Source organism: Pseudomonas sp. YA1 (genome assembly GCF_058680555.1).
Genome location: NZ_JBZWBG010000017.1, coordinates 1 through 19,607, shown reverse-complemented (window position 1 = coordinate 19,607; position 19,607 = coordinate 1). Strand labels below are relative to the sequence as shown.

Genomic DNA, 19,607 nt, shown 5'->3' with positions numbered 1-19,607 from the left:
CCGTCGCCTCCCGGTCCCAACAGTGAACCCATCGCAAAGGGAGATATCCCCATGCCCCGTGGCGACAAGAGCAAGTACAGCGACAAGCAGCAGCGCAAGGCCGAGCACATCGAGGAGAGCTACAAGGCCAAGGGTGTGAGCGAATCGGAAGCCGAGGCGCGCGCCTGGGCGACGGTGAACAAGCAGTCCGGCGGCGGCGAGCGCAAGGGCGGTTCCGGCCGCGCCAAGAGCGAGACGGCCAAGCGCGCCGACCGCAAGGACTCGGCCCATCGCGCCGCCCAGGCCCGCTCAGGGAGACCGGCCAACCGCGGCTCGGCGAGCCGTGGCAAACGTCAGGGCAGCACTTCGGTGAGCGAGATGACCCGCGAGGAATTGATGCAGCTGGCGCGCAAGCGCGACATCCGCGGTCGTTCGACGATGCGCAAGGCCGAACTGATCGAGGCCCTGTCCCGGGCCTGAACGCAGACGCCCCGCCTCCGTAAGGAAGCGGGGCGTCGAGCCGTCAGGGGCGGGCGTCGCGCTCGTGGCGGTCCAGCTCGGAGCAGCTCAGGAAGCCCGAGCCGTCGACCTTGCCGCTGCCGTCGAAACTGACGTAGAACGGCTGCTGCTGGCCGTCCTTGTTGAGGATGTAGCTGTTGCAGCTCCCCGGTTTCATCAGGCGCTTCTGGGTGCCGGAAGGCGTGCCGCCGATGCGCAGGACTTCCTGCTGGCTCATGCCTTTCTCGACATCCTTGACCAGCGGTTCGTTGCGGAAGGTGATGTAGTTGACCGGGTTCTGCACCTTGGTCGACGCGCAGCCGGCCAGGGTTGCCATCACGAACAGTGCCGCCAGTGACTGCTTGTACATGCTGTGACTCCTTGTGGTTGAGCGGTGCTTGCCAACATTGGAACGCAGGCCCTCGCGCAGAGTTCGCCCGGAATCGCGGCGGATTGCCTCAGACCTTCTCCAGGGCCCGGTGCGGCAAGGGGGGCAGCTGGATATCGATGGCGTCGCCGGGGCGAACCTCGCCGTCTTCCAGGACGATCGCCATCACCCCGGCCTTGCGAATCAGGTTGCCCTGTTCGTCGCGGCCGAGCACGGCGGCGGTCAGTCCGGGCTGGTAGTTGTCCAGTTGCGAGCAGGGATTGCGCAGGCCGGTCAGCTCGACCAGGGCGCTTTCCCCCAGGCGCAGGCGGGTGCCGGTGGGCAGGCCGAGCAGGTCGACGCCACGGGTGGTGATGTTCTCGCCCATGGTCCCCGGGCCGATGGCGAAGCCGCTGGCGCGTAGCTCGTCGTGCAGTTCCTCGTGGATCAGGTGGACCTGGCGCAGGTTCGGCTGGGTCGGGTCCTGCCGCACCCGCGAGCGGTGCTTCACGGTGACGCCGTGGTGGGCGTCGCCCTCGACGCCGAGGCCTTTCAGGAGGCGGATGGCGGGACGCACCTGCTTGCTGAACGCGTGGGTGGCGCAGAGGCTCACCGCGATGACCTGTTGCATGGAACTCCTCCTCGTGCGAAGCGTCAGTCTAGCCGCGAAACATGACGCTTGTCGCAAGCGCACAGGACGCGTTCCCAGCCCCTGCAAAGCCCGCCGCAGTCGCTAGACTTCAGCGCACCTGCATGCGAACGTGCAGCCCTTCAAGGAGAGTTCGATGAATATCCTGCGTATCCCGATGTTCGTATTGGCCATGGCCGTCTCGGCCCATGGTTTCGCTGCCACCGCGCAGCAGGAGAAGATGACCGCCTGCAACGCCGAGGCCACCACCAAGGCGCTCAAGGGCGACGAACGCAAGGCGTTCATGAGCGGCTGCCTGAAGGCCGGCGCGCCTGCCGGCGGCAAGGCCACCGCGCAGCAGGAGAAGATGAAGAGCTGCAACGCCGACGCCAGCGCCAAGTCGCTCAAGGGCGACGAGCGCAAGGCATTCATGAGCAGTTGCCTGAAGGCCGGCGGCAGTGCCAAGGCGGCGACCCAGCAGGAGAAGATGAAGACCTGCAACGCCGACGCCACCGCCAAGGCGCTCAAGGGCGACGAACGCAAGGCGTTCATGAGCACCTGCCTGAAGAAGTGAGCCCCACCCTCGTCGGGCTCGGTGTGGCGGCGGATAACGCCTGTGGCGTTATCCGCCCTGCGGACGGGTGTGGCGTGGTCCTGGCGTAGGGCGGATAACCGCTCGCGGTTATCCGCCATGGCGGGCCCGGTGTGACCTTATCCCCCTATAGGACAGGGGCGCGGCCAGGGCGGCTCAGCCATAGCGCTTCTTCGCCTCGATGGCCAGGCCGCTGCCGATGCTGCCGAACAGGTTGCCCTCGACATGACGGGCGTTGGGCAGCATCGCCGAGACGCTCCGGCGCAGCGCCGGAATGCCGCTCGAACCGCCGGTGAAGAACACCGTGTCGACCCGGTCCGGGTCGACCCCGGCCGAGGCCAGCAGTTGCGCGACGCTGTTGCGCACGCGCTCCAGCAGTCCGTCGACGGCGTTCTCGAACAGCCCACGGGTCAGCTCCACGCCGAGCCCGGCCTCGATGCGCTCCAGCGAGAGGTGCAGGCGCTCGGTTTCGGTCAGGCGGATCTTGCTGTCTTCCACCTGCATCGCCAGCCAGTGCCCGGCGCGTTCCTCGATGAGCCTGAAGAGGCGGTCGATGCCGGTGCTGTCGACGATGTCGTAGCGCATGTTCTTCAGCGCCAATTGCGACTTCTGCGCGTACACCGCGTTGATGGTGTGCCAAGTGGCCAGGTTCAGGTGGTAGCTGGTGGGCATGAAGGCGTCGCTCTTCATCCGGCTGCCGTAGCCGAACAGCGGCATCACGCCTTCCAGGCTGAGCTGCTTGTCGAAGTCGGTACCGCCGATGTGCACGCCGCCGGTGGCCAGGATGTCGTCCTGGCGCTCGGCCAGGTTGCGCCGCTCCGGCGCCAGGCGCACCAGGGAGAAGTCCGAGGTGCCGCCGCCGATGTCGACGATCAGGACCAGTTCCTCGCGCTGGATGCCGCGCTCGTAGTCGAAGGCCGCGGCGATCGGTTCGTACTGGAAGGAAACCTCCTTGAAGCCGAGCTTGTTGGCCACCTGCACCAGGGTGTCCTGGGCCTCGCGGTCGGCCTCCGGGTCGTCGTCGACGAAGAACACCGGGCGACCCAGCACCACCGCGTCGAAGGCTTGCCCGGCGGCGGCCTCGCCGCGCGCCTTGAGCTGGCCGATGAACAGGCCGAGCAGGTCCTTGAACGGCAGGGCGCTGCCGAGCACGGTGGTCTCGCTCTTCAGCAGCTTGGAGCCCAGCAGGCTCTTCAGCGAGCGCATCAGCCGGCCCTCGTAGCCCTCCAGGTACTCGCCGAGCGCCTGGCGGCCGTAGACCGGGCGGCGCTCCTCGACGTTGAAGAACACCACCGAGGGCAGGGTGATCTTGCCGTCCTCCAGCTCGATCAGCGGTTCGACCTCCGGCCGCCACCAGCCGACGGTGGAGTTGGAGGTGCCAAAATCGATGCCCAGGGCGCGGGCGGCGGTGCTCGGGTTCATGGCGCGAAACGGTCCGGGAAAAAAACGGCCGCGCAGTGTATGCGAGAGCGTCGCGGATTTCACCGCCGGCGATCGGCAGGAAGCGTCCTGGTACGTCCGTGCGGGCCGCCCCGACCTTTGGATACGGATTTGCCAAGGGGCCCGCGCATGGTGCTATGTTGGCGCTGCTTTCCCACTCCGTCTTGCCGTGTTGTCCTGGATTTCGTCATGCATAGAGCCTCACACCATGAGTTGCGTGCGATGTTTCGCGCGCTGTTGGACTCCTCCCGTTGCTACCACACCGCTTCCGTGTTCGATCCCATGTCGGCGCGCATCGCCGCCGACCTCGGCTTCGAGTGCGGCATCCTCGGCGGTTCGGTGGCTTCCCTGCAGGTCCTGGCGGCGCCGGACTTCGCCCTGATCACCCTCAGCGAATTCGTCGAGCAGGCCACCCGCATCGGCCGGGTGGCGCGCCTGCCGGTGATCGCCGACGCCGACCACGGCTACGGCAACGCGCTGAACGTAATGCGTACGGTGGTCGAACTGGAGCGCGCCGGAATCGCTGCGCTGACCATCGAGGACACCCTGCTGCCGGCGCAGTTCGGGCGCAAGTCCACCGACCTGATCTGCGTCGAGGAAGGCGTCGGCAAGATCCGCGCGGCCCTGGAGGCGAGGGTCGACCCGGCGTTGACCATCATTGCCCGGACCAACGCCGAACTGATCGACGTCGATGCGGTGATCCAGCGCACCCTGGCCTACCAGGAAGCCGGCGCCGATGGCATCTGCCTGGTCGGCGTGCGCGACTTCGCCCACCTCGAGGCGATCGCCGAGCACCTGCACATCCCGCTGATGCTGGTCACCTACGGTAATCCGCAACTGCGCGACGACGCCCGCCTGGCGCGGCTCGGCGTGCGTGTCGTGGTCAACGGCCACGCCGCCTATTTCGCCGCGATCAAGGCGACCTACGACTGCCTGCGCGAGGAGCGCGGTGCGGTGGCCTCGGACCTGACCGCCTCGGAGCTGTCGAAGAAGTACACCTTCCCCGAGGAATACCAGGCCTGGGCCCGCGACTACATGGAAGTCAAAGAGTAGGCGACCTCAGGCCAGGCGCTGGCGCAGCGCCTGGTACAGCGGCAGGTCGCGTTCGTACTGGCCGGGAACCAGGGCGTGGCGGTGCTCGGCGAGCATGCCCAGGTAGTCGTCCACCGCCGTGCGGTAGCTGGCCAACTGGTCGGTGGCCAGGGGCTGGCCGGCCATGGCGCGGATATCGAAAGCCCATTGCAACCCGTCGCGGGCGTTCGAATAGGCGGCGCCGTCCATGCCGGCGGTGAGCGCCAGCCACTGGTCGAGGAAGGCCTGCGGTGCGTCGCGCGGGGGGAAGTGGCGGATCTTCGCGGCGCCCACCTCGGTGATGCCGTCGCCGTCCAGGTCGACGCTGTAGCCTTCCGGCAGCAGCAGGTTGCGCGCGCCTTCCTCGCTCAGCGCCTCGACCCGGATCGGCTCGGCCAGGCCCATGTTGCGCTGCAGCGCCTGCAGGTCGTCGGCGCCCAGGCGGGCGAGGAAGCCGCGGGCGTCCAGTTGCGCGCCGTTTTCGCAGGCGCGGTTGAGCACATGGGCGAAGCGCAACTGGTCTTCCAGGCTGACGCCGCGCACCCGGCTGTATTCCAGCTGGGTGGCGCCGAGGGTGTCGGCCAGCGCCCCGGCCTGCTCCGCGCTGCCTTCGGCGGCGACCGCGAGGCGCGCGTAGGCGGCCTGGAAGTCGCGCTGGAAATCCTGGTCGGGAGTGCGGGTCATCAGCTGCCGCTGGGCCAGGCTCGGAGAGCTGGAGGCTGAGTCGATCTTCATGTCCGGGTCGTCCTTGAGGCCGAGGAGAGAGAGCGCGTTACCCTACGCGCTGGTGGCGGCGCCCGCCAATGCGCAGAAGGTCGCAGGGCGACAGTCTGGTTCAGGATCGCCCGGAGCGCTCGCGTCGCTTGCGTTCGCGGTAGGCGGCCTGGTTGACCAGGCGCCGCTGCGCCGAACCGGGGCGGTTGGCCGACTGGGCGCGGTACAGGCGCTGGGCGTAGACCAGTTCCATGTAGCGTTGCATCGCGCGGCTGTTGAACAGCAGCCAGGCACAGGCGCCGCCGCCGAGCGCCACCAGGCCCGACGTCTCGCCGCTGGCCAGGCGCAGCAGGAGCCCGGCGCCGACCAGCAGCAGACTGGCGTCGCGGGCCAGGCGCGGGCCGAGGCTGGCGCCGCGGGAGAGCAGGGCGATCAGCCACAGCCAGGCCGCCAGCAGCGGCAGGGCGGAGAGCCAGCCCAGCGGCCGCAAAGGAGCCTCCGGCAATGCCAGGCGCAGCGCGGCAAGACCCAGCGGCGCGGCACCGAGCAGCAGCGCCAGGCTGCCGAGCAGCGGTGCGTAGAGACCGGGATGACGGCGCGGATACAGGCCGTGCAGTTGCCGGACGCTATAGCGGTCCTCCGGCGCCGGCAGGGCGAACGGATCGCCGGCGAGCGCGGCGTCGAGCTGGCGGCCCTGGTCGATCAGGTGGGCGAGGCGGCGGAACGGTCCCATCATGCGGTGTACCTTCAGGCTTGGCTGGCGATTGTGCCACGCCAGGCCGATGGTCGCGCCGCCCTTGCAAAGCCGCGGGCGAACGCCCATATCTGGAGGTTCCAGGGTTTCAGCCAGAGGAGTCAGTCATGGCCAGCGGGTGGGCGAACGACGGTGCGGTGCAGGAACAGATCGACAGCACGATCGAGGATGCCATCGCTCGTGCGCGCAGCCAGTTGCCCCGTGGCGAGAGCCTGACCCATTGCGAAGAGTGCGACGCGGCGATCCCCGAGGCGCGGCGCCGGGCGATTCCCGGCGTGCGCCTGTGCGTCAACTGCCAGGCCGAGCACGACAGGGAACAGGCGAAGTTCAGCGGCTACAACCGCCGCGGCAGCAAGGACAGCCAGTTGCGCTGAAGGCCTGCCTCAGTTTTCCCGATAGCGTTCCTTCACCCATTGCTCCACCGGCGACAGGGTGCGCATCCCCACGCCCAGCGGATCGTCCAGGTCATGCTGGCTGGAGGCGGTCCAGCGCGGGTCGATGAAGGACCAGGCCAGGCCCGCCGGGCCCTGGTCGCGGTAGGTACCGAAAACGTCGTTGAGGCCCAGCGGCTCCGCGTTGCGCAGCCACTGCCCGTTGAAGCCGTCGCCGTTGATGGTGCGGTCCGAGATCCAGCGACCGTCGTCGTAATGGAAAGCCATCACTCGCCAGCGATGCTCGCACCAGTGGCAGGCGTCGTCGTCGACGTAGAAGGCTTCGACGAAGATTTTCTTCCCGCCGATGTCGAGGAAGGTCGAGTAATCGTCGGTATGGCGCGGGGCCAGGCTCAGTCGGCTGCCATCGCCGAGGTCGATGAAGCGATCGGGGGCGTAGGGCGAGCGCGGCGAAAGGCTCATCAGGACCCTGGCGTAGTCGTCCCGCTGCGGCGGGTCGGCGACCAGTGCCTGGCGCTCCGCGGCGGTCAGCGCGAAGCGCTCGCTGCCTCGGCCGACCACGTCTTCCAGCTGACGCTGGTCGCGCGGTAGGGTGCCGTCGAGGCCGGCGTGCAGGTTGACCGCCTGGATGAACCGGGCGACGTCGATGTCGAGCATTTCCGGATAGCCGGAATGGGCGCTCAGCGCGCCCTCCTTCAGGTCGTAGATCACCGACCAGCGCGTCCCTCCCGAACCGCCGGCGTAGGACAGGTAGCCCAGGCGCAGTTCGTCGCGGCCGTCACCGTCGTAGTCGGCGACTTCCAGTTGGCTGAGGCTGAACAGCTGGGGGAAGGCATAATCGGTTTCGAACTGCTCGCGCGGTTTCCGCTTCGCGTCCGGATCGAAGGGGACCAACTGGATCTTCCGGTATTCCCGGAGGCTCAGCTCGACCATGTTCTTCTGGATATCCAGGAACGGGGAGAGGTTGAGCAGCGAGGAGAGGAGGCCGGGTTCGGCGATGTAGAACACCTTCACCAGCGGCAGGTTGGTCCGTCCCTGGTTCCGCTCCAGGCGCTCGATGACCTGGTCGTCCATGGCGAAGGCCTTGCCGACGAAGCGCCGATTGCCGTAGGCGACCAGGAATTTCTCGCCGAAGCCGAGCAGGTCGGCGCCCTTGATCTCCACCTCGTAGTCCGCCGGAAAGCGCGCGAGGATGGCTTGGCGCAGCATCACGTCCTTCTTGCTGATGGGAATCTCGCCGTACTGGTAGAGCTGGTAGGTCCAGTAGAGGAAGTAGCTGACCACGACGATGGCCGTCGCCTGGAAGGCCTTGGCCAGATACGGGGTGGAAGCGTTGCGGGACGATTGGCGGGAGGACATGGACGGACTGCCGGCGGCTGCGGGGAGGCACCATTGTCGCCGCTAGCGCCGACAAGCCAAGCTGTCCGAACGGAGCGGTCGACGTCCCGGCGTGGCGCCGGGACCCGTCGCGTGGGAATCAGAACAGGAAATAGCGCTGCGCCATCGGCAGCACGTCCGCCGGTTCGCACCAGAGCAACTGGCCGTCGGCGCGTACCTGGTAGTTCTGTGCGTCGACCTCGATGGTCGGCAGGTAGCCGTTGTGGATCAGGTCGGACTTCTGCACACCGCGACAGCCGCTGACCACGCCGATGGCCTTGCGCAGGCCGAGCTGCTGCGGTACGCCGGCGGCGAAGGCGGCCTGGCTGACGAAGGTCAGGCTGGTCGCGTGACGGCTGCCGGCGTAGCTGGCGAACATCGGCCGGTAGTGCACCGGCTGCGGCGTGGGGATCGAGCCGTTGATGTCGCCCATCAGGCTGGCGGCGATGGCCCCGCCCTTGAGGATCAGGCTCGGCTTGACGCCGAAGAAGGCCGGGCGCCAGAGCACCAGGTCGGCCCACTTGCCGGCTTCGACGGAGCCCACTTCATGGCTGATGCCGTGGGTGATCGCCGGGTTGATGGTGTACTTGGCGATGTAGCGCCTGGCGCGGAAGTTGTCGTTGCGCGCACCGTCGCCGTCGAGGCGGCCGCGCTGGCGCTTCATCTTGTCGGCGGTCTGCCAGGTGCGCGTGATCACTTCGCCGACCCGGCCCATGGCCTGGCTGTCGGAGCTGATCATGCTGAACGCGCCGAGGTCGTGGAGGATGTCCTCGGCGGCGATGGTCTCGCGGCGGATGCGCGACTCGGCGAAGGCCACGTCCTCGGCGATGGCCGGGTCGAGGTGGTGGCAGACCATCAGCATGTCCAGGTGCTCGTCGATGGTATTGCGGGTGAACGGCCGTGTCGGGTTGGTCGAGCTGGGCAGCACGTTGGCGAAGCCGCAGGCCTTGATGATGTCCGGTGCGTGGCCGCCGCCGGCGCCCTCGGTGTGGTAGGTGTGGATGGTGCGGCCCTTGAAGGCGCCGAGGGTGGTCTCGACGAAGCCGGATTCGTTGAGGGTGTCGGTGTGGATCGCCACCTGGATGTCGTGGCGCTCGGCCACCTCCAGGCAGTTGTCGATCGCCGCCGGGGTGCTGCCCCAGTCCTCGTGCAGCTTCAGGCCGATGGCGCCGGCGAGTACCTGCTCCTCCAGCGGCAGCGGCAGGCTGGCGTTGCCCTTGCCGGTGAAGCCGATGTTCATCGGGAAGGCGTCGGCGGCCTGGAGCATCCGCGCCATGTGCCAGGGACCGGAGGTGCAGGTGGTGGCGTTGGTCCCGGCGGCGGGGCCGGTGCCGCCGCCGATCATGGTGGTGACGCCGCTCATCAGCGCCTCTTCGATCTGCTGCGGGCAGATGAAGTGGATGTGCGTGTCGATGCCGCCGGCGGTGAGGATCATGCCCTCGCCGGCGATCACCTCGGTGCCGGCGCCGATGGCGATGTTCACCCCGGGCTGGATGTCCGGGTTGCCGGCCTTGCCGATGGCCTGGATGCGCCCGTCCTTGAGACCGACGTCGGCCTTGACCACGCCCCAGTGGTCGAGGATCAGCGCGTTGGTGATCACCGTGTCGACCACCTGCGCCGCGCCCAGCTGGCTCTGGCCCATGCCGTCGCGGATGACCTTGCCGCCGCCGAACTTCACTTCCTCGCCATAGACGGTGAAGTCCCGTTCCACCTCGAGCCACAGGTCGGTGTCGGCCAGGCGCACGCGGTCGCCGACGGTGGGGCCGAACATGTCGGCGTAGGCTTGTCTGCTGATTTTCATCGAACGCTCCTTTGGCGATCGTCGGTGTTCGCTGTCTTTGGTCGAACCTGGCCAGTGGGGCCCTAGAGGTCCCCCATCACCCGCCCGGCAAAGCCGTATACCCGCCGTCCGCCGCCGATTTCCACCAGCTCCACCTCGCGGCTCTGCCCCGGTTCGAAGCGCACCGCGGTGCCGGCGGCGATGTTCAGGCGCATGCCACGGGTGGCCGGACGGTCGAAGGCGAGGGCGTCGTTCACCTCGAAGAAGTGGTAGTGCGAGCCGACCTGGATCGGCCGGTCACCGGTGTTCGCCACGCTCAGGGCGAGGGTGCGGCGGCCGGCGTTGAGTTCGATATCGCCGGGCTGGATGTCGTATTCACCGGGGATCATGGGGGCTCCTTGGGGTTCAGGGCGCGCTGCGCGTCGGGTCGAGGTTCAGTTGCATGAAGGTCAGGTCGAGCCAGCGGCCGAACTTCTGGCCCACCTGCGGCATCTGCCCGCTGATCTCGAAGCCGAGGCGCCGGTGCAGGCCGATCGAGGCGGCATTGCCGCTTTCGATGGCGGCCACCATGACGTGCAGTCCCTGGGCCCGCGCACGTTCGATCAGCGCCTGTAGCAGTTGCACGCCGAGGCCTTTGCCGCGCTGGTCGTCGCGCACGTAGACGGAGTGCTCGACGGTGCCGCGGAAGCCCTCGAAGGGTCGCCAGTCGCCGTAGGAGGCGTAGCCGAGCACTTCGCCGGCGGCGTCGCTCGCCACCAGGATCGGGTAGCCCTGGCGGGCGCGGGTGTCGAACCAGGCCTGGCGGTTGGCCAGGTCCACCGGGGTTTCGTTCCAGATCGCCGTGGTATTGCCCACGGCGTCGTTGTAGATGGCGAGGATGCCGGGCAGGTCGGCGACGCCGGCGTCGCGGATCGAAGCGCTCATGGGCGGCCTCAGGCGATGGGCTGGTGGACGGTCACCAGCTTGGTGCCGTCGGGGAAGGTGGCCTCTACCTGGATGTCCGGGATCATCTCCGGCACGCCCTCCATCACCTGCTCGCGGCTCAGCAGGGTGGTGCCGTAGTGCATCAGTTCGGCGACGCTGCGGCCGTCGCGCGCGCCCTCCAGCAGGGCGGCGGAGATCAGCGCCACCGCCTCCGGGTAGTTCAGCTTGAGACCGCGTGCCAGCCGGCGCTCGGCGAGCAGGCCGGCGGTGAAGATCAGCAGCTTGTCTTTCTCGCGGGGGGACAAGTCCATCTCAGGTACTCCAGATGCGTGGGGGAACGGCCTCGCGGCCGAGCAGCGCCGGCCGCAGCAGGCGCCAGAGTTCGATCAGCCAGGCTCGCGCGTGCAGCGCCTCGTCGGCCAGGCAGCGCGCCACCAGCAGGCCTCCGGGCAACTGGCTGAGGTTGCCGCGGCCGGCGCAGGGGAGCGCGCGGCAGCGTTGCAGCAGGTCGGTGTCGATCTCGCCGCTGGCGACCAGGGTCGCCAGCACCGGGTGCCCGGCGAGGCCGATCGGCGAGTCGAGCAGGCGGTCGCCGCCGTCGATGCGCTGGCGCTCGTGCCAGAGCAGGCGGTCGTCGCGACGGATGTCCAGGGCTGCGACGAAGTGGCCGCTGGCGAAGCGCTCGCCGCTGGCCGGGCGGCCGAGCGCGACCATGTCCCAGTAGAACAGGCGGGCGTCGCCGCGCAGTTGGATACGGGTTTCCAGTTCGGCCTGGGCGCCGGCGAAGACGATGCTTTCCTGCGGCAGCCATTCCAGGGTGGCGCCGGGCTCCAGGTGGATCTCCAGGGTCTGCCGCGACGGGCAGGCGGCGCGGTACCACTTGGCCGCGCCGGGGCTGGTGAGCTGGGCCCAGGCGCGTTCGCCGAGGCGCACGTCGAAGGCCAGGCTGTCGCCGCCGGCGATGCCGCCGGGCGGATGCACGAGGATGTGCTGGCAGACTTCCGGGCCTTCGGCGTAGAGGTGCTTCTGCACCCGCAGCGGTCCGGCGTGGCGCCGCGTCACCGGGCGTGTGGCGTCGCCGGCGCGGGCGTAGGCCAGCTCCAGCTGGGCGTGCCAGGCGGGGTGGAAGCTCAGGTCGGGGAGGGCGGCGGTCATCGGTCGGGTCAGGCCAGGGCCTTGCGCATGAACACGCGGCGGAATCCCTCTTCCTGGCGGCGTTCGTATTCGAGGTAGCCGACCCTGGCGTAGAGCGCGATGTTTTCCGTCATCCGCTCGTTGGTGTAGAGGTACAGCGAGCGGTAGCCGAGGCTCGTCGCGTCGCGCTCGGCGCGTTCCAGCAGCTGTCGGCCGATGCCCTGGCCCTTGCATTCGGGAAGCACGGCGAGGTTGTCGACGAGGAAGCCGTCGGCGGTTTCCCGGGTCACCAGCAGGCCGACCGGCTGGCCGTCGTGCTCGGCGATGAGGACCCGGTCGCTGGCGATCACCTCGTGGTAGTCCTGGGTCATCGGCCAGGGTTTGCGGCCGATCACCGCGATCCACGGGGCATAGGCGGCGGCGACGCAGAGCGCGGCGAAGCCCGCGTCGGCCTGGACGGCCGGGCGCAGAGTGACGGTCATTTCGACCTCCTGCGGAAAGACGAGGGCATAGAGATTGCCAGCGCAGGCCCCGGTTGCGCCAGCGGCAGTGTGTCCCAGTCCGTTCAAATCGCCACCAGCCCGCGCACGCCCTCGCTCTCCATGTCGCGGCCGCGGCCCTGCTGGACGATCTCGCCGCGCGCCATCACCAGGTATTGGTCGGCCAGTTCGGCGGCGAAGTCGTAGAACTGCTCGACCAGCAGGATCGCCATGTCGCCGCGCGCCGCCAGGCTGCGGACGACCGTGCCGATCTCCTTGATCACCGAAGGCTGGATGCCTTCCGTGGGTTCGTCGAGGATCAGCAGTCGCGGCTGGCTGGCCAGGGCGCGGCCGATCGCCAGTTGCTGCTGCTGGCCGCCGGAGAGGTCGCCGCCGCGGCGCTGTTTCATTTCGCGCAGGACCGGGAACAGCTCGTAGATGAAGTCCGGCACCGCCCGGGCGTCCCTGGCGCTGAAACGGGACAGTCCCATCAGCAGGTTCTCTTCCACCGTCAGCCGGGGGAAGATTTCCCGTCCCTGCGGCACGTAGGCGATCCCGGCGCGGACCCGCTGGTGCGGCCTGAGTCCGGTGAGCGAACGGCCTTCCCAGGCGACCTGGCCCTCGCGGGCCGGGACCAGGCCCATCAGGCAGCGCAGCAGGGTGGTCTTGCCCACCCCGTTGCGACCGAGCAGGCAGGTCACCTCGCCGACCTTCGCCTCGAAGCTCAGGCCACGGAGGATATGGCTACCGCCGTAGTACTGGTGGAGCTTGTCGACTTGCAGCATGGTTCTCTTCCATTTGTCCCGTGATGGTTCTTCACTGCGATTCCCAACCTGGCTCGGCGGGTAACCGCGAGCGGTCATTCGCCCTACGCGACGGGCGCCACTTGGCAGGTGCTACCCGCCGAGCGGATGGCTGGCGTCAGCGACCGAGGTAGACCTCGATCACCTGTTCGTCGGCCTGTACCTCCGCCAGCGAGCCTTCGGCCAGCACGTGGCCCTGGTGCAGCACGGTGACATGGTCGGCGATGCTGCCGACGAAACCCATGTCGTGCTCCACCACCATCAGCGAGTGCTTGCGCGCCAGGGACTTGAACAGCTCGGCGGTGAATTCGGTCTCGGCATCGGTCATGCCCGCCACCGGCTCGTCGAGCAGCAGCAACTGCGGTTCCTGCACCAGCAGCATGCCGATCTCGAGGAACTGCTTCTGGCCGTGGGACAGCAAACCCGCCGGACGCTGCCGCGACTCCAGCAGGTGGATGGTGGCGAGCACCTCCTCGATGCGTTCCCTCTGCGTGCCGTCGAGCCGCGCGCGCAGGCTGGCCCACACCGACTTGTCGGCCCTCTGCGCCAGTTCGAGGTTCTCGAACACGCTCAGGGCCTCGAACACCGTGGGCTTCTGGAACTTGCGGCCGATCCCGGCCTGGGCGATCTGCACCTCGCTCATGCGGGTCAGGTCGAGGGTGTCGCCGAAATACGCGGTACCGCTCTGCGGGCGGGTCTTGCCGGTGATCACGTCCATCAGGGTGGTCTTGCCGGCGCCGTTGGGGCCGATGATGCAGCGCAATTCGCCGACGCCGATGTACAGGGTCAGGTCGCGCAGGGCCTTGAAGCCGTCGAAGCTGACGTTGATGTCTTCCAGGCTGAGGATGGTGCCGTGGCGCGCGTCCAGCCGGCCGCTGGTGGCGGCGCCCAGGCCGATGGCGTCGCGGCCGCTGCCGGCGGTATCGAGGCCGGGGTGGAAGGCCGGTTCGAGCATCAGGTGCGGGGTGGTCCTCATTGCTCCTTCTCCTTGCGCAGCAGGCCGAGCAGACCGCGCGGCAGGTACAGGGTGACGACGATGAACAGTGCGCCGAGGAAGAACAGCCAGTACTCCGGGAAGGCCACGGTGAACCAGCTCTTCGCGCCGTTCACCACGCCGGCGCCGAGCAGCGGGCCGAGCAGGGTGCCGCGTCCGCCGAGGGCGACCCAGACGGCGGCTTCGATGGAGTTGGTCGGCGACATCTCGCTGGGGTTGATGATCCCCACCTGCGGCACGAACAGCGCGCCGGCGAGGCCGCAGAGCACCGCGCTCAGGGTCCAGACGAAGAGCTTGTAGCCGCGCGGGTCGTAGCCGCAGAACATCAGGCGGTTCTCGGCGTCGCGCAGCGCGGTGAGGACCCGGCCGAACTTGCTCCGCGCCAGGCGCCAGCCGAGCAGCAGGCTGGCCGCGAGCAGCGCGACGGTGGCGAGGAACAGGGCGGCGCGGGTGCCCGGCGCGGTGATCGGGAAGCCGAGGATGCTGCGGAAGTCGGTGAAGCCGTTGTTGCCGCCGAAACCGGTCTCGTTGCGGAAGAACAGCAGCATGCCGGCGAAGGTCAGGGCCTGGGTCATGATCGAGAAGTACACGCCGCGGATCCGCGAGCGGAAGGCGAAGTAGCCGAAGGCGAAGGCCAGCGCGCCGGGCACCAGCACCACCAGGCACAGCGCCCAGAGGAAGTGCTGGGTGCCGGCCCAGTACCAGGGCAGTTCGTTCCAGGAAAGGAAGGTCATGAACGCCGGCAGGCTGTCGCCGGAGGCCTGGCGCATCAGGTACATGCCCATGGCGTAGCCGCCGAGGGCGAAGAACAGCCCGTGGCCGAGGGACAGCAGGCCGGCGTAGCCCCAGACCAGGTCGAGGGCGAGGGCGACGATGGCGTAGCAGAGGATCTTGCCGGTCAGGGTCAGGCTGTAGGCCGAGAGGTGCAGCGCGCTGTCCGCCGGCAGCAGGTGCAGCAGCGGCATGGCCAGCAGCGTGGCGAAGGCTGCGCCGAGCGCGATAACGGTGACGCGGCCGCCGGCCTTGCGGGCGAGGGTGACGGTGAGTGGCTGGTTCAATCGATGACCCTCCCTTTCAGGGCGAACAGTCCCTGCGGGCGTTTCTGGATGAACAGGACGATCAGCGCGAGGATCAGGATCTTGCCCAGCACCGCGCCGATCTGCGGTTCGAGGATCTTGTTCGCCACGCCGAGGCCGAAGGCGGCGAGGACGCTGCCGGCGAGCTGGCCGACGCCGCCGAGCACCACCACCAGGAAGGAGTCGATGATGTAGCCCTGGCCGAGGTCCGGGCCGACGTTGCCGACCTGCGACAGGGCTACCCCGCCGAGCCCGGCGATGCCCGAGCCGAGACCGAAGGCGAGCATGTCCACGCGCCCTGTGGGCACCCCGCAGCAGGCCGCCATGTTGCGGTTCTGGGTCACCGCGCGGACGTTCAGGCCGAGCCGCGTGCGGTTCAGCAGCAGCCAGGTGAGGAGCAGCACGAACAGGGCGAAGCCGATGATGACGATGCGGTTCCACGGCAGCACCAGGTTCGGCAGCACTTGGATGCCGCCGGACAGCCAGGCCGGGTTGGCTACCTCGACGTTCTGCGCGCCGAACAGCATCCGCACCAGCTGGATCAGCACCAGGCTGATGCCCCAGGTGGCGAGCAGGGTTTCCAGCGGCCGGCCGTAGAGATGGCGGATCACCGTGCGCTCCAGGGCCATGCCGATGGCGGCGCTGACGCAGAACGCCACCGGTAGCGCCAGCAACGGGTAGAGCGCCAGCCATTCCGGCGCCAGGCGCTGGAACAGCAGTTGCACCACGTAGGTGGAGTAGGCGCCGAGCATGAGCATTTCGCCGTGGGCCATGTTGATCACCCCGAGCAGGCCGTAGGTGATCGCCAGGCCGAGCGCCGCGAGCAGCAGGATCGAGCCCAGCGACAGGCCGCTGAAGGCCTGGCCGAGCAGGTCGCCGACCAGCAGCCGGCGCTTGACCTGGGCCAGGCTGGTGGCGGCGGCGATGCGTACGCCTTCCTCCGGTTCTACCGCTGGGTCGAGCAGGTTCTCCAGGCGGGTTCGCGCCAGCGGATCGCCGGACTCGCCGAGCAGGCGCACGGCGGAAAGGCGTAGCGCCGGGTCGGGATCGCCGAGTTGCAGGTTGGCCAGGGCCAGGCCGAGGGCTTCCTTCACGCCAGCGTCGCTCTCTATCCGCAGGCGCGCTTCGAGCAGCGGCCGTTGCGCGGCCTTGGCGGTCTTCTGCAACTGCTGCGCGGCGGCCAGCCGCAGCGGCACTTCGTTGGCCACCAACTGGTGGCTGGCCAGGGCGGTGTTGAGCAGGCCGCGCAGGCGATTGTTCAGGCGCAGCGGCTTCGGCTCGCCGTCCGGCAGGGCGTCGCCTTCGGCGGCCTGGAAGCGCTGGTCGGCGCCGAGGAGGAATGGCTGCTGGTGGCTATCCAGCGCAATGCGGTTGTGGCGCAGCGCTTCGAGAAAGGCCAGGCGACCGGCGTCGGGCGTAGCCGCCCAGTGTTCGAGAAGGTGGGCGCGACCGCCGTTGTCGGCAGCGGCGAAGTCCTGCGCCGGTCCGGCGTAGGCCGTCACCGCGAGAAGGGCGGCCAGGACCAGGACACAGGCCTGGAGCGGGCGGGTGAGGAGGGCAAGGGGCATGCTGGGGTTCCTGGGCGACGTGCGGTGTGGCCGGTCGTTGCCCCTCTCCCCCGCCCTCTCCCTGAAGGGCGAGGGGGCCGTTCGGCGCGCGACCGGGGCGTTCCCGTTCCGTTCAGGGGAACGCCTGGTCAGGGGGGGCAGGGTTCTTCACGGCAGAAATCAGTTGCTCTTCAGCGCATGCTCCGGCTTCTTCTCGTTGCCCGGGATGAACGGGCTCCAGGGTTGCGCGCGAAGCGGTTCGGGGGTCTTCCAGACCACTTCGAACTGGCCGTCGTCCTGGATCTCGCCGATCATCACCGGCTTGTGCAGGTGGTGGTTGCTCTTGTCCATGACCAGCGTGTAGCCGGATGGCGCCTTGAAGCTTTGTCCGGCCATCGCCTCGCGAACCTTGTCGACCTCGGTGCTGCCGGCCTTTTCCACGGCCTGCGCCCACATGTGGATGCCGACGTAGGTGGCTTCCATGGGATCGTTGGTCACCGCGGTGGCGTAGTTCGGCAGGTTCTTCGCCTTGGCGTAGGCTTTCCAGTCGGCGACGAACTTCTCGTTGACCGGATTGCTCACCGACTCGAAGTAGTTCCATGCCGCCAGGTTGCCGACCAGCGGCTTGGTGTCGATGCCGCGCAGTTCTTCCTCGCCTACGGAGAAGGCCACCACAGGCACCTCGGTGGCTTCCAGGCCCTGGTTGGCCAGTTCCTTGTAGAAGGGCACGTTGGAGTCGCCGTTGACGGTGGAGACCACCGCGGTCTTGCCGCCTGCGGCGAACTTCTTGATGTCGGCGACGATGGTCTGGTAGTCGCTGTGGCCGAACGGCGTGTAGACCTCCTGGATGTCCTTGTCGTCCACGCCCTTGCTGTGCAGGAAGGCGCGCAGGATCTTGTTGGTGGTGCGCGGGTAGACATAGTCGGTGCCGAGCAGGAAGAAGCGCCTGGCGCCGCCGCCGTCCTCGCTCATCAGGTACTCCACCGCGGGGATCGCCTGCTGGTTCGGCGCCGCGCCGGTATAGAAGACGTTCGGCGAGAGTTCCTCGCCCTCGTACTGGACCGGGTAGAACAGCAATCCGTTGAGTTCCTCGAACACCGGCAACACGGATTTGCGCGACACCGAGGTCCAGCAACCGAAGACCACCGCGACCTTGTCCTGGGTCAGCAACTGGCGGGCCTTTTCCGCGAACAGCGGCCAGTTCGACGCCGGATCGACCACCACCGCCTCCAGCTTCTTGCCGTTGACCCCGCCCTTGGCGTTGATCTCGTCGATGGTCATCAGGGCCATGTCCTTCAGCGAGGTCTCGGAGATCGCCATGGTCCCGGACAGCGAGTGAAGGATGCCGACCTTGATGGTTTCGGCGGCCTGGATGGACCAGGACAGGCCCATGGAAGCGATGGACGCGGACAGCGTGAAGGCCTTGAGCAGACTGCGACGTTTCATTGGTGTTGTTCTCCATTCACCAGCGGTCGGGGCGGCAGTTTTCAGGAGGCGTCGTGCTTGTCGTCGGGCATCCGTCCGGTGGACGGCGGGGTGCGCACTGCGGCCTGGATCTCTTCGTCGAGGCTCCAGAGCAAAGGCTGTGCCTCTTCTTGGCGCTGGCCGGTATCGGTCGGCGAAAAGGCGCCGCGAGTCGCCGGGGAAGCATGCCGAGCAGGCCTGGCTATGCCGGGGAAGGCCGCGTTTTCAACGGGTTTTCGCCGGATATCGACGGAGAAGGGGGCGTGGGCTCCGGATGGGGAGGCGTCGCGCTGACCTCCCTCCCTACCGCCGGCGGCGCGTCCATGGGAGCGCCGCCGCTTCGCCCGGGCACCACCGCGGTGCGTCAGGGCGCGGCATCCAGGGCGTCCGCCTCAGGCTGGTGCGCTCAGCCTGGGAACAGCGAACCCTTCAGGCCGGTGACGATGATCTGCGCCGCCAGCGCGCAGACGAACAGACCCATCAGGCGACTGACGATCTGCAGGCCCTGGTCGCCAAGCAGGCGTTCGATGCGGTCGGAAAGATAGAGCGTGGTGCCGAGGGTCAGGCAGGCGAGGAAGATCGCCACCAGCGAGATCAGCTTGGCCTCCCAGCCCTGGCCGACGCCCATCACCAGCAGCGCGCCAATGGTGCCGGGGCCGACGGTGAGGGGAATGGTCAGCGGGACGATGGTCACGTCCTGCTGCACGTTGTCGCTCTGCACCGCCGCGCGGCCCTGGGCCATGCCCAGCGCGGAGATGAACAGCACGCTGCCGGCGCCGATGCGGAAGGCGTCGGCGGTGATACCGAAGAGGATGAAGATGTAGCGGCCGAACAGGTACAGCGCGACGCTGGCGATCAGCGCCGCCAGGGCCACCCGCCAGGCCATGCGCTTGCGGTCGCGCGGGCCGAAGCCGCGGCTGAGGCTGATGAAGCAGGACAGCACGAAGAAGGGGCTATAGAGCACCAGCATCTTCAGGTAGACGCTGAACAGCAAATGCATGGAGGCGCTTCCGGTCCGGGTGTGGGCATGAGCATAGCGTGCGACGGGCCGGTGCGATGTCCGGCGGGTTGGCAATATGCCGGTTCGCGTGGCATGTGACAACGAGGCCGGATGTCGGCGGATAACGCCGTTGGCGTCATGCGCCCTACGGGAGCCGGGACCACCGGGGCGTAGGGCGAATAGCCGCTTGCGGTTATCCGCCGTGGCGGAAATGGCGGTATCGGTGGCGTCATGCGCCCTACGGGAGTCGGGACCACCGGGGCGTAGGGCGAATAACCGCGTGCGGTTATCCGCCGTGGCGGAAGTGGCGGTATCGGCGGATAACGCCGTTGGCGTTATGCGCCCTACGGGAGCCGGGACCACCGGGGCGTAGGGCGAATAGCCGCTTGCGGTTATCCGCCGTGGCGGAAATGGCGGTATCGGTGGATAACGCCGTTGGCGTCATGCGCCCTACGGGAGTCGGGACCACCGGGGCGTAGGGCAATGAAATGGACTCCTCCCTCCTACGGCGTCAAGCGCCAGACTAATGGTGCAGCCACAAGTCCCGGAGGGGGAGTCAGCATGAACCTTAGTCGCATTGGTCTGGATCTGGCA

At 68.2% G+C, this 19,607-nt stretch carries 22 protein-coding genes; 4 read left to right on the top strand and 18 right to left on the bottom strand.

Annotated features, from left to right (window positions below):
• The first annotated feature begins 51 nt into the window (after positions 1–51).
• Positions 52–459 (top strand): Rho termination factor N-terminal domain-containing protein, encoded by a 408-nt coding sequence (locus AC4OR5_RS22845; protein ID WP_003095492.1) that lies wholly within the window; start codon positions 52–54, stop codon positions 457–459.
• Positions 460–502: 43 nt separating this feature from the next.
• Here the strand turns inward: AC4OR5_RS22845 and osmE are convergent, their stop codons facing one another.
• The gene (gene osmE / locus AC4OR5_RS22840; RefSeq protein WP_003095488.1) at positions 503–847 is read right to left on the bottom strand and encodes an osmotically-inducible lipoprotein OsmE; all 345 of its coding nucleotides are present in this window, start codon (positions 845–847) and stop codon (positions 503–505) included.
• A gap of 88 nt (positions 848–935) precedes the next feature.
• Entirely contained in the window at positions 936–1,475 is a 540-nt protein-coding gene (locus AC4OR5_RS22835) for an MOSC domain-containing protein (protein ID WP_003095483.1), read from the bottom strand.
• A gap of 154 nt (positions 1,476–1,629) precedes the next feature.
• Between AC4OR5_RS22835 and AC4OR5_RS22830 the strand changes: the two genes are divergently transcribed.
• The gene (locus AC4OR5_RS22830) at positions 1,630–2,046 is read left to right on the top strand and encodes a PsiF family protein (RefSeq protein ID WP_003095479.1); all 417 of its coding nucleotides are present in this window, start codon (positions 1,630–1,632) and stop codon (positions 2,044–2,046) included.
• 174 nt (positions 2,047–2,220) lie between these two features.
• Here the strand turns inward: AC4OR5_RS22830 and AC4OR5_RS22825 are convergent, their stop codons facing one another.
• Positions 2,221–3,486, bottom strand: coding sequence for an Hsp70 family protein (locus AC4OR5_RS22825; protein WP_003095476.1), 1,266 nt, complete (start codon positions 3,484–3,486; stop codon positions 2,221–2,223).
• Between the two features lie 207 nt (positions 3,487–3,693).
• Here AC4OR5_RS22825 and AC4OR5_RS22820 point away from each other — a divergent pair, with 207 nt between their 5' ends.
• On the top strand, positions 3,694–4,557 hold the full coding sequence (locus AC4OR5_RS22820) for an isocitrate lyase/PEP mutase family protein (RefSeq protein ID WP_003121125.1): 864 nt from the start codon (positions 3,694–3,696) through the stop codon (positions 4,555–4,557).
• A gap of 6 nt (positions 4,558–4,563) precedes the next feature.
• Here AC4OR5_RS22820 and AC4OR5_RS22815 read toward each other — a convergent pair whose 3' ends face one another.
• Entirely contained in the window at positions 4,564–5,310 is a 747-nt protein-coding gene (locus AC4OR5_RS22815) for a hypothetical protein (protein WP_003095466.1), read from the bottom strand.
• 100 nt (positions 5,311–5,410) lie between these two features.
• Positions 5,411–6,025: a hypothetical protein gene (locus AC4OR5_RS22810; protein WP_079992389.1), complete on the bottom strand. Its 615-nt coding sequence runs from the start codon at positions 6,023–6,025 to the stop codon at positions 5,411–5,413.
• 125 nt (positions 6,026–6,150) lie between these two features.
• Here AC4OR5_RS22810 and AC4OR5_RS22805 point away from each other — a divergent pair, with 125 nt between their 5' ends.
• Complete coding sequence (locus AC4OR5_RS22805; protein WP_003095462.1) at positions 6,151–6,417, top strand: DksA/TraR family C4-type zinc finger protein; 267 nt, start codon at positions 6,151–6,153, stop codon at positions 6,415–6,417.
• 9 nt (positions 6,418–6,426) lie between these two features.
• Here AC4OR5_RS22805 and AC4OR5_RS22800 read toward each other — a convergent pair whose 3' ends face one another.
• From AC4OR5_RS22800 to AC4OR5_RS22740, 13 genes are all read right to left on the bottom strand, one after another.
• Positions 6,427–7,794, bottom strand: a complete 1,368-nt coding sequence (locus tag AC4OR5_RS22800; RefSeq protein WP_019486470.1) for a hypothetical protein — start codon at positions 7,792–7,794, stop codon at positions 6,427–6,429.
• Between the two features lie 118 nt (positions 7,795–7,912).
• Complete coding sequence (gene ureC / locus AC4OR5_RS22795) at positions 7,913–9,613, bottom strand: urease subunit alpha (RefSeq protein ID WP_009314318.1); 1,701 nt, start codon at positions 9,611–9,613, stop codon at positions 7,913–7,915.
• Positions 9,614–9,675: 62 nt separating this feature from the next.
• On the bottom strand, positions 9,676–9,981 hold the full coding sequence (locus AC4OR5_RS22790; protein WP_003095450.1) for an urease subunit beta: 306 nt from the start codon (positions 9,979–9,981) through the stop codon (positions 9,676–9,678).
• Between the two features lie 16 nt (positions 9,982–9,997).
• Positions 9,998–10,516 (bottom strand): L-methionine sulfoximine N-acetyltransferase, encoded by a 519-nt coding sequence (locus AC4OR5_RS22785; protein ID WP_003099390.1) that lies wholly within the window; start codon positions 10,514–10,516, stop codon positions 9,998–10,000.
• An 8-nt stretch (positions 10,517–10,524) separates the two neighbouring features.
• On the bottom strand, positions 10,525–10,827 hold the full coding sequence (locus AC4OR5_RS22780; protein WP_003095443.1) for an urease subunit gamma: 303 nt from the start codon (positions 10,825–10,827) through the stop codon (positions 10,525–10,527).
• Between the two features lies 1 nt (position 10,828).
• The gene (locus tag AC4OR5_RS22775; protein WP_003116109.1) at positions 10,829–11,671 is read right to left on the bottom strand and encodes an urease accessory protein UreD; all 843 of its coding nucleotides are present in this window, start codon (positions 11,669–11,671) and stop codon (positions 10,829–10,831) included.
• Between the two features lie 8 nt (positions 11,672–11,679).
• Positions 11,680–12,132 carry a GNAT family N-acetyltransferase gene (locus AC4OR5_RS22770; RefSeq protein WP_003095437.1) on the bottom strand — a complete coding sequence of 151 codons (453 nt, stop codon included), beginning with the start codon at positions 12,130–12,132 and terminating at the stop codon, positions 11,680–11,682.
• An 83-nt stretch (positions 12,133–12,215) separates the two neighbouring features.
• Complete coding sequence (gene urtE / locus AC4OR5_RS22765; protein ID WP_003105134.1) at positions 12,216–12,914, bottom strand: urea ABC transporter ATP-binding subunit UrtE; 699 nt, start codon at positions 12,912–12,914, stop codon at positions 12,216–12,218.
• 136 nt (positions 12,915–13,050) lie between these two features.
• Positions 13,051–13,908 carry an urea ABC transporter ATP-binding protein UrtD gene (urtD, locus tag AC4OR5_RS22760; RefSeq protein WP_079992387.1) on the bottom strand — a complete coding sequence of 286 codons (858 nt, stop codon included), beginning with the start codon at positions 13,906–13,908 and terminating at the stop codon, positions 13,051–13,053.
• A complete protein-coding gene (urtC, locus tag AC4OR5_RS22755; protein ID WP_023107243.1) occupies positions 13,905–14,984 on the bottom strand; it encodes an urea ABC transporter permease subunit UrtC in 1,080 nt (359 codons plus the stop codon). Before urtC ends, urtD begins: the two co-directional genes overlap by 4 nt.
• The gene (gene urtB, locus AC4OR5_RS22750; protein ID WP_058159923.1) at positions 14,981–16,570 is read right to left on the bottom strand and encodes an urea ABC transporter permease subunit UrtB; all 1,590 of its coding nucleotides are present in this window, start codon (positions 16,568–16,570) and stop codon (positions 14,981–14,983) included. Before urtB ends, urtC begins: the two co-directional genes overlap by 4 nt.
• A 159-nt stretch (positions 16,571–16,729) precedes the next feature.
• A complete protein-coding gene (gene urtA / locus AC4OR5_RS22745) occupies positions 16,730–17,995 on the bottom strand; it encodes an urea ABC transporter substrate-binding protein (protein ID WP_003123536.1) in 1,266 nt (421 codons plus the stop codon).
• Between the two features lie 424 nt (positions 17,996–18,419).
• Positions 18,420–19,013, bottom strand: a complete 594-nt coding sequence (locus AC4OR5_RS22740) for a MarC family protein (RefSeq protein ID WP_003095417.1) — start codon at positions 19,011–19,013, stop codon at positions 18,420–18,422.
• Positions 19,014–19,607 lie beyond the last annotated feature (594 nt).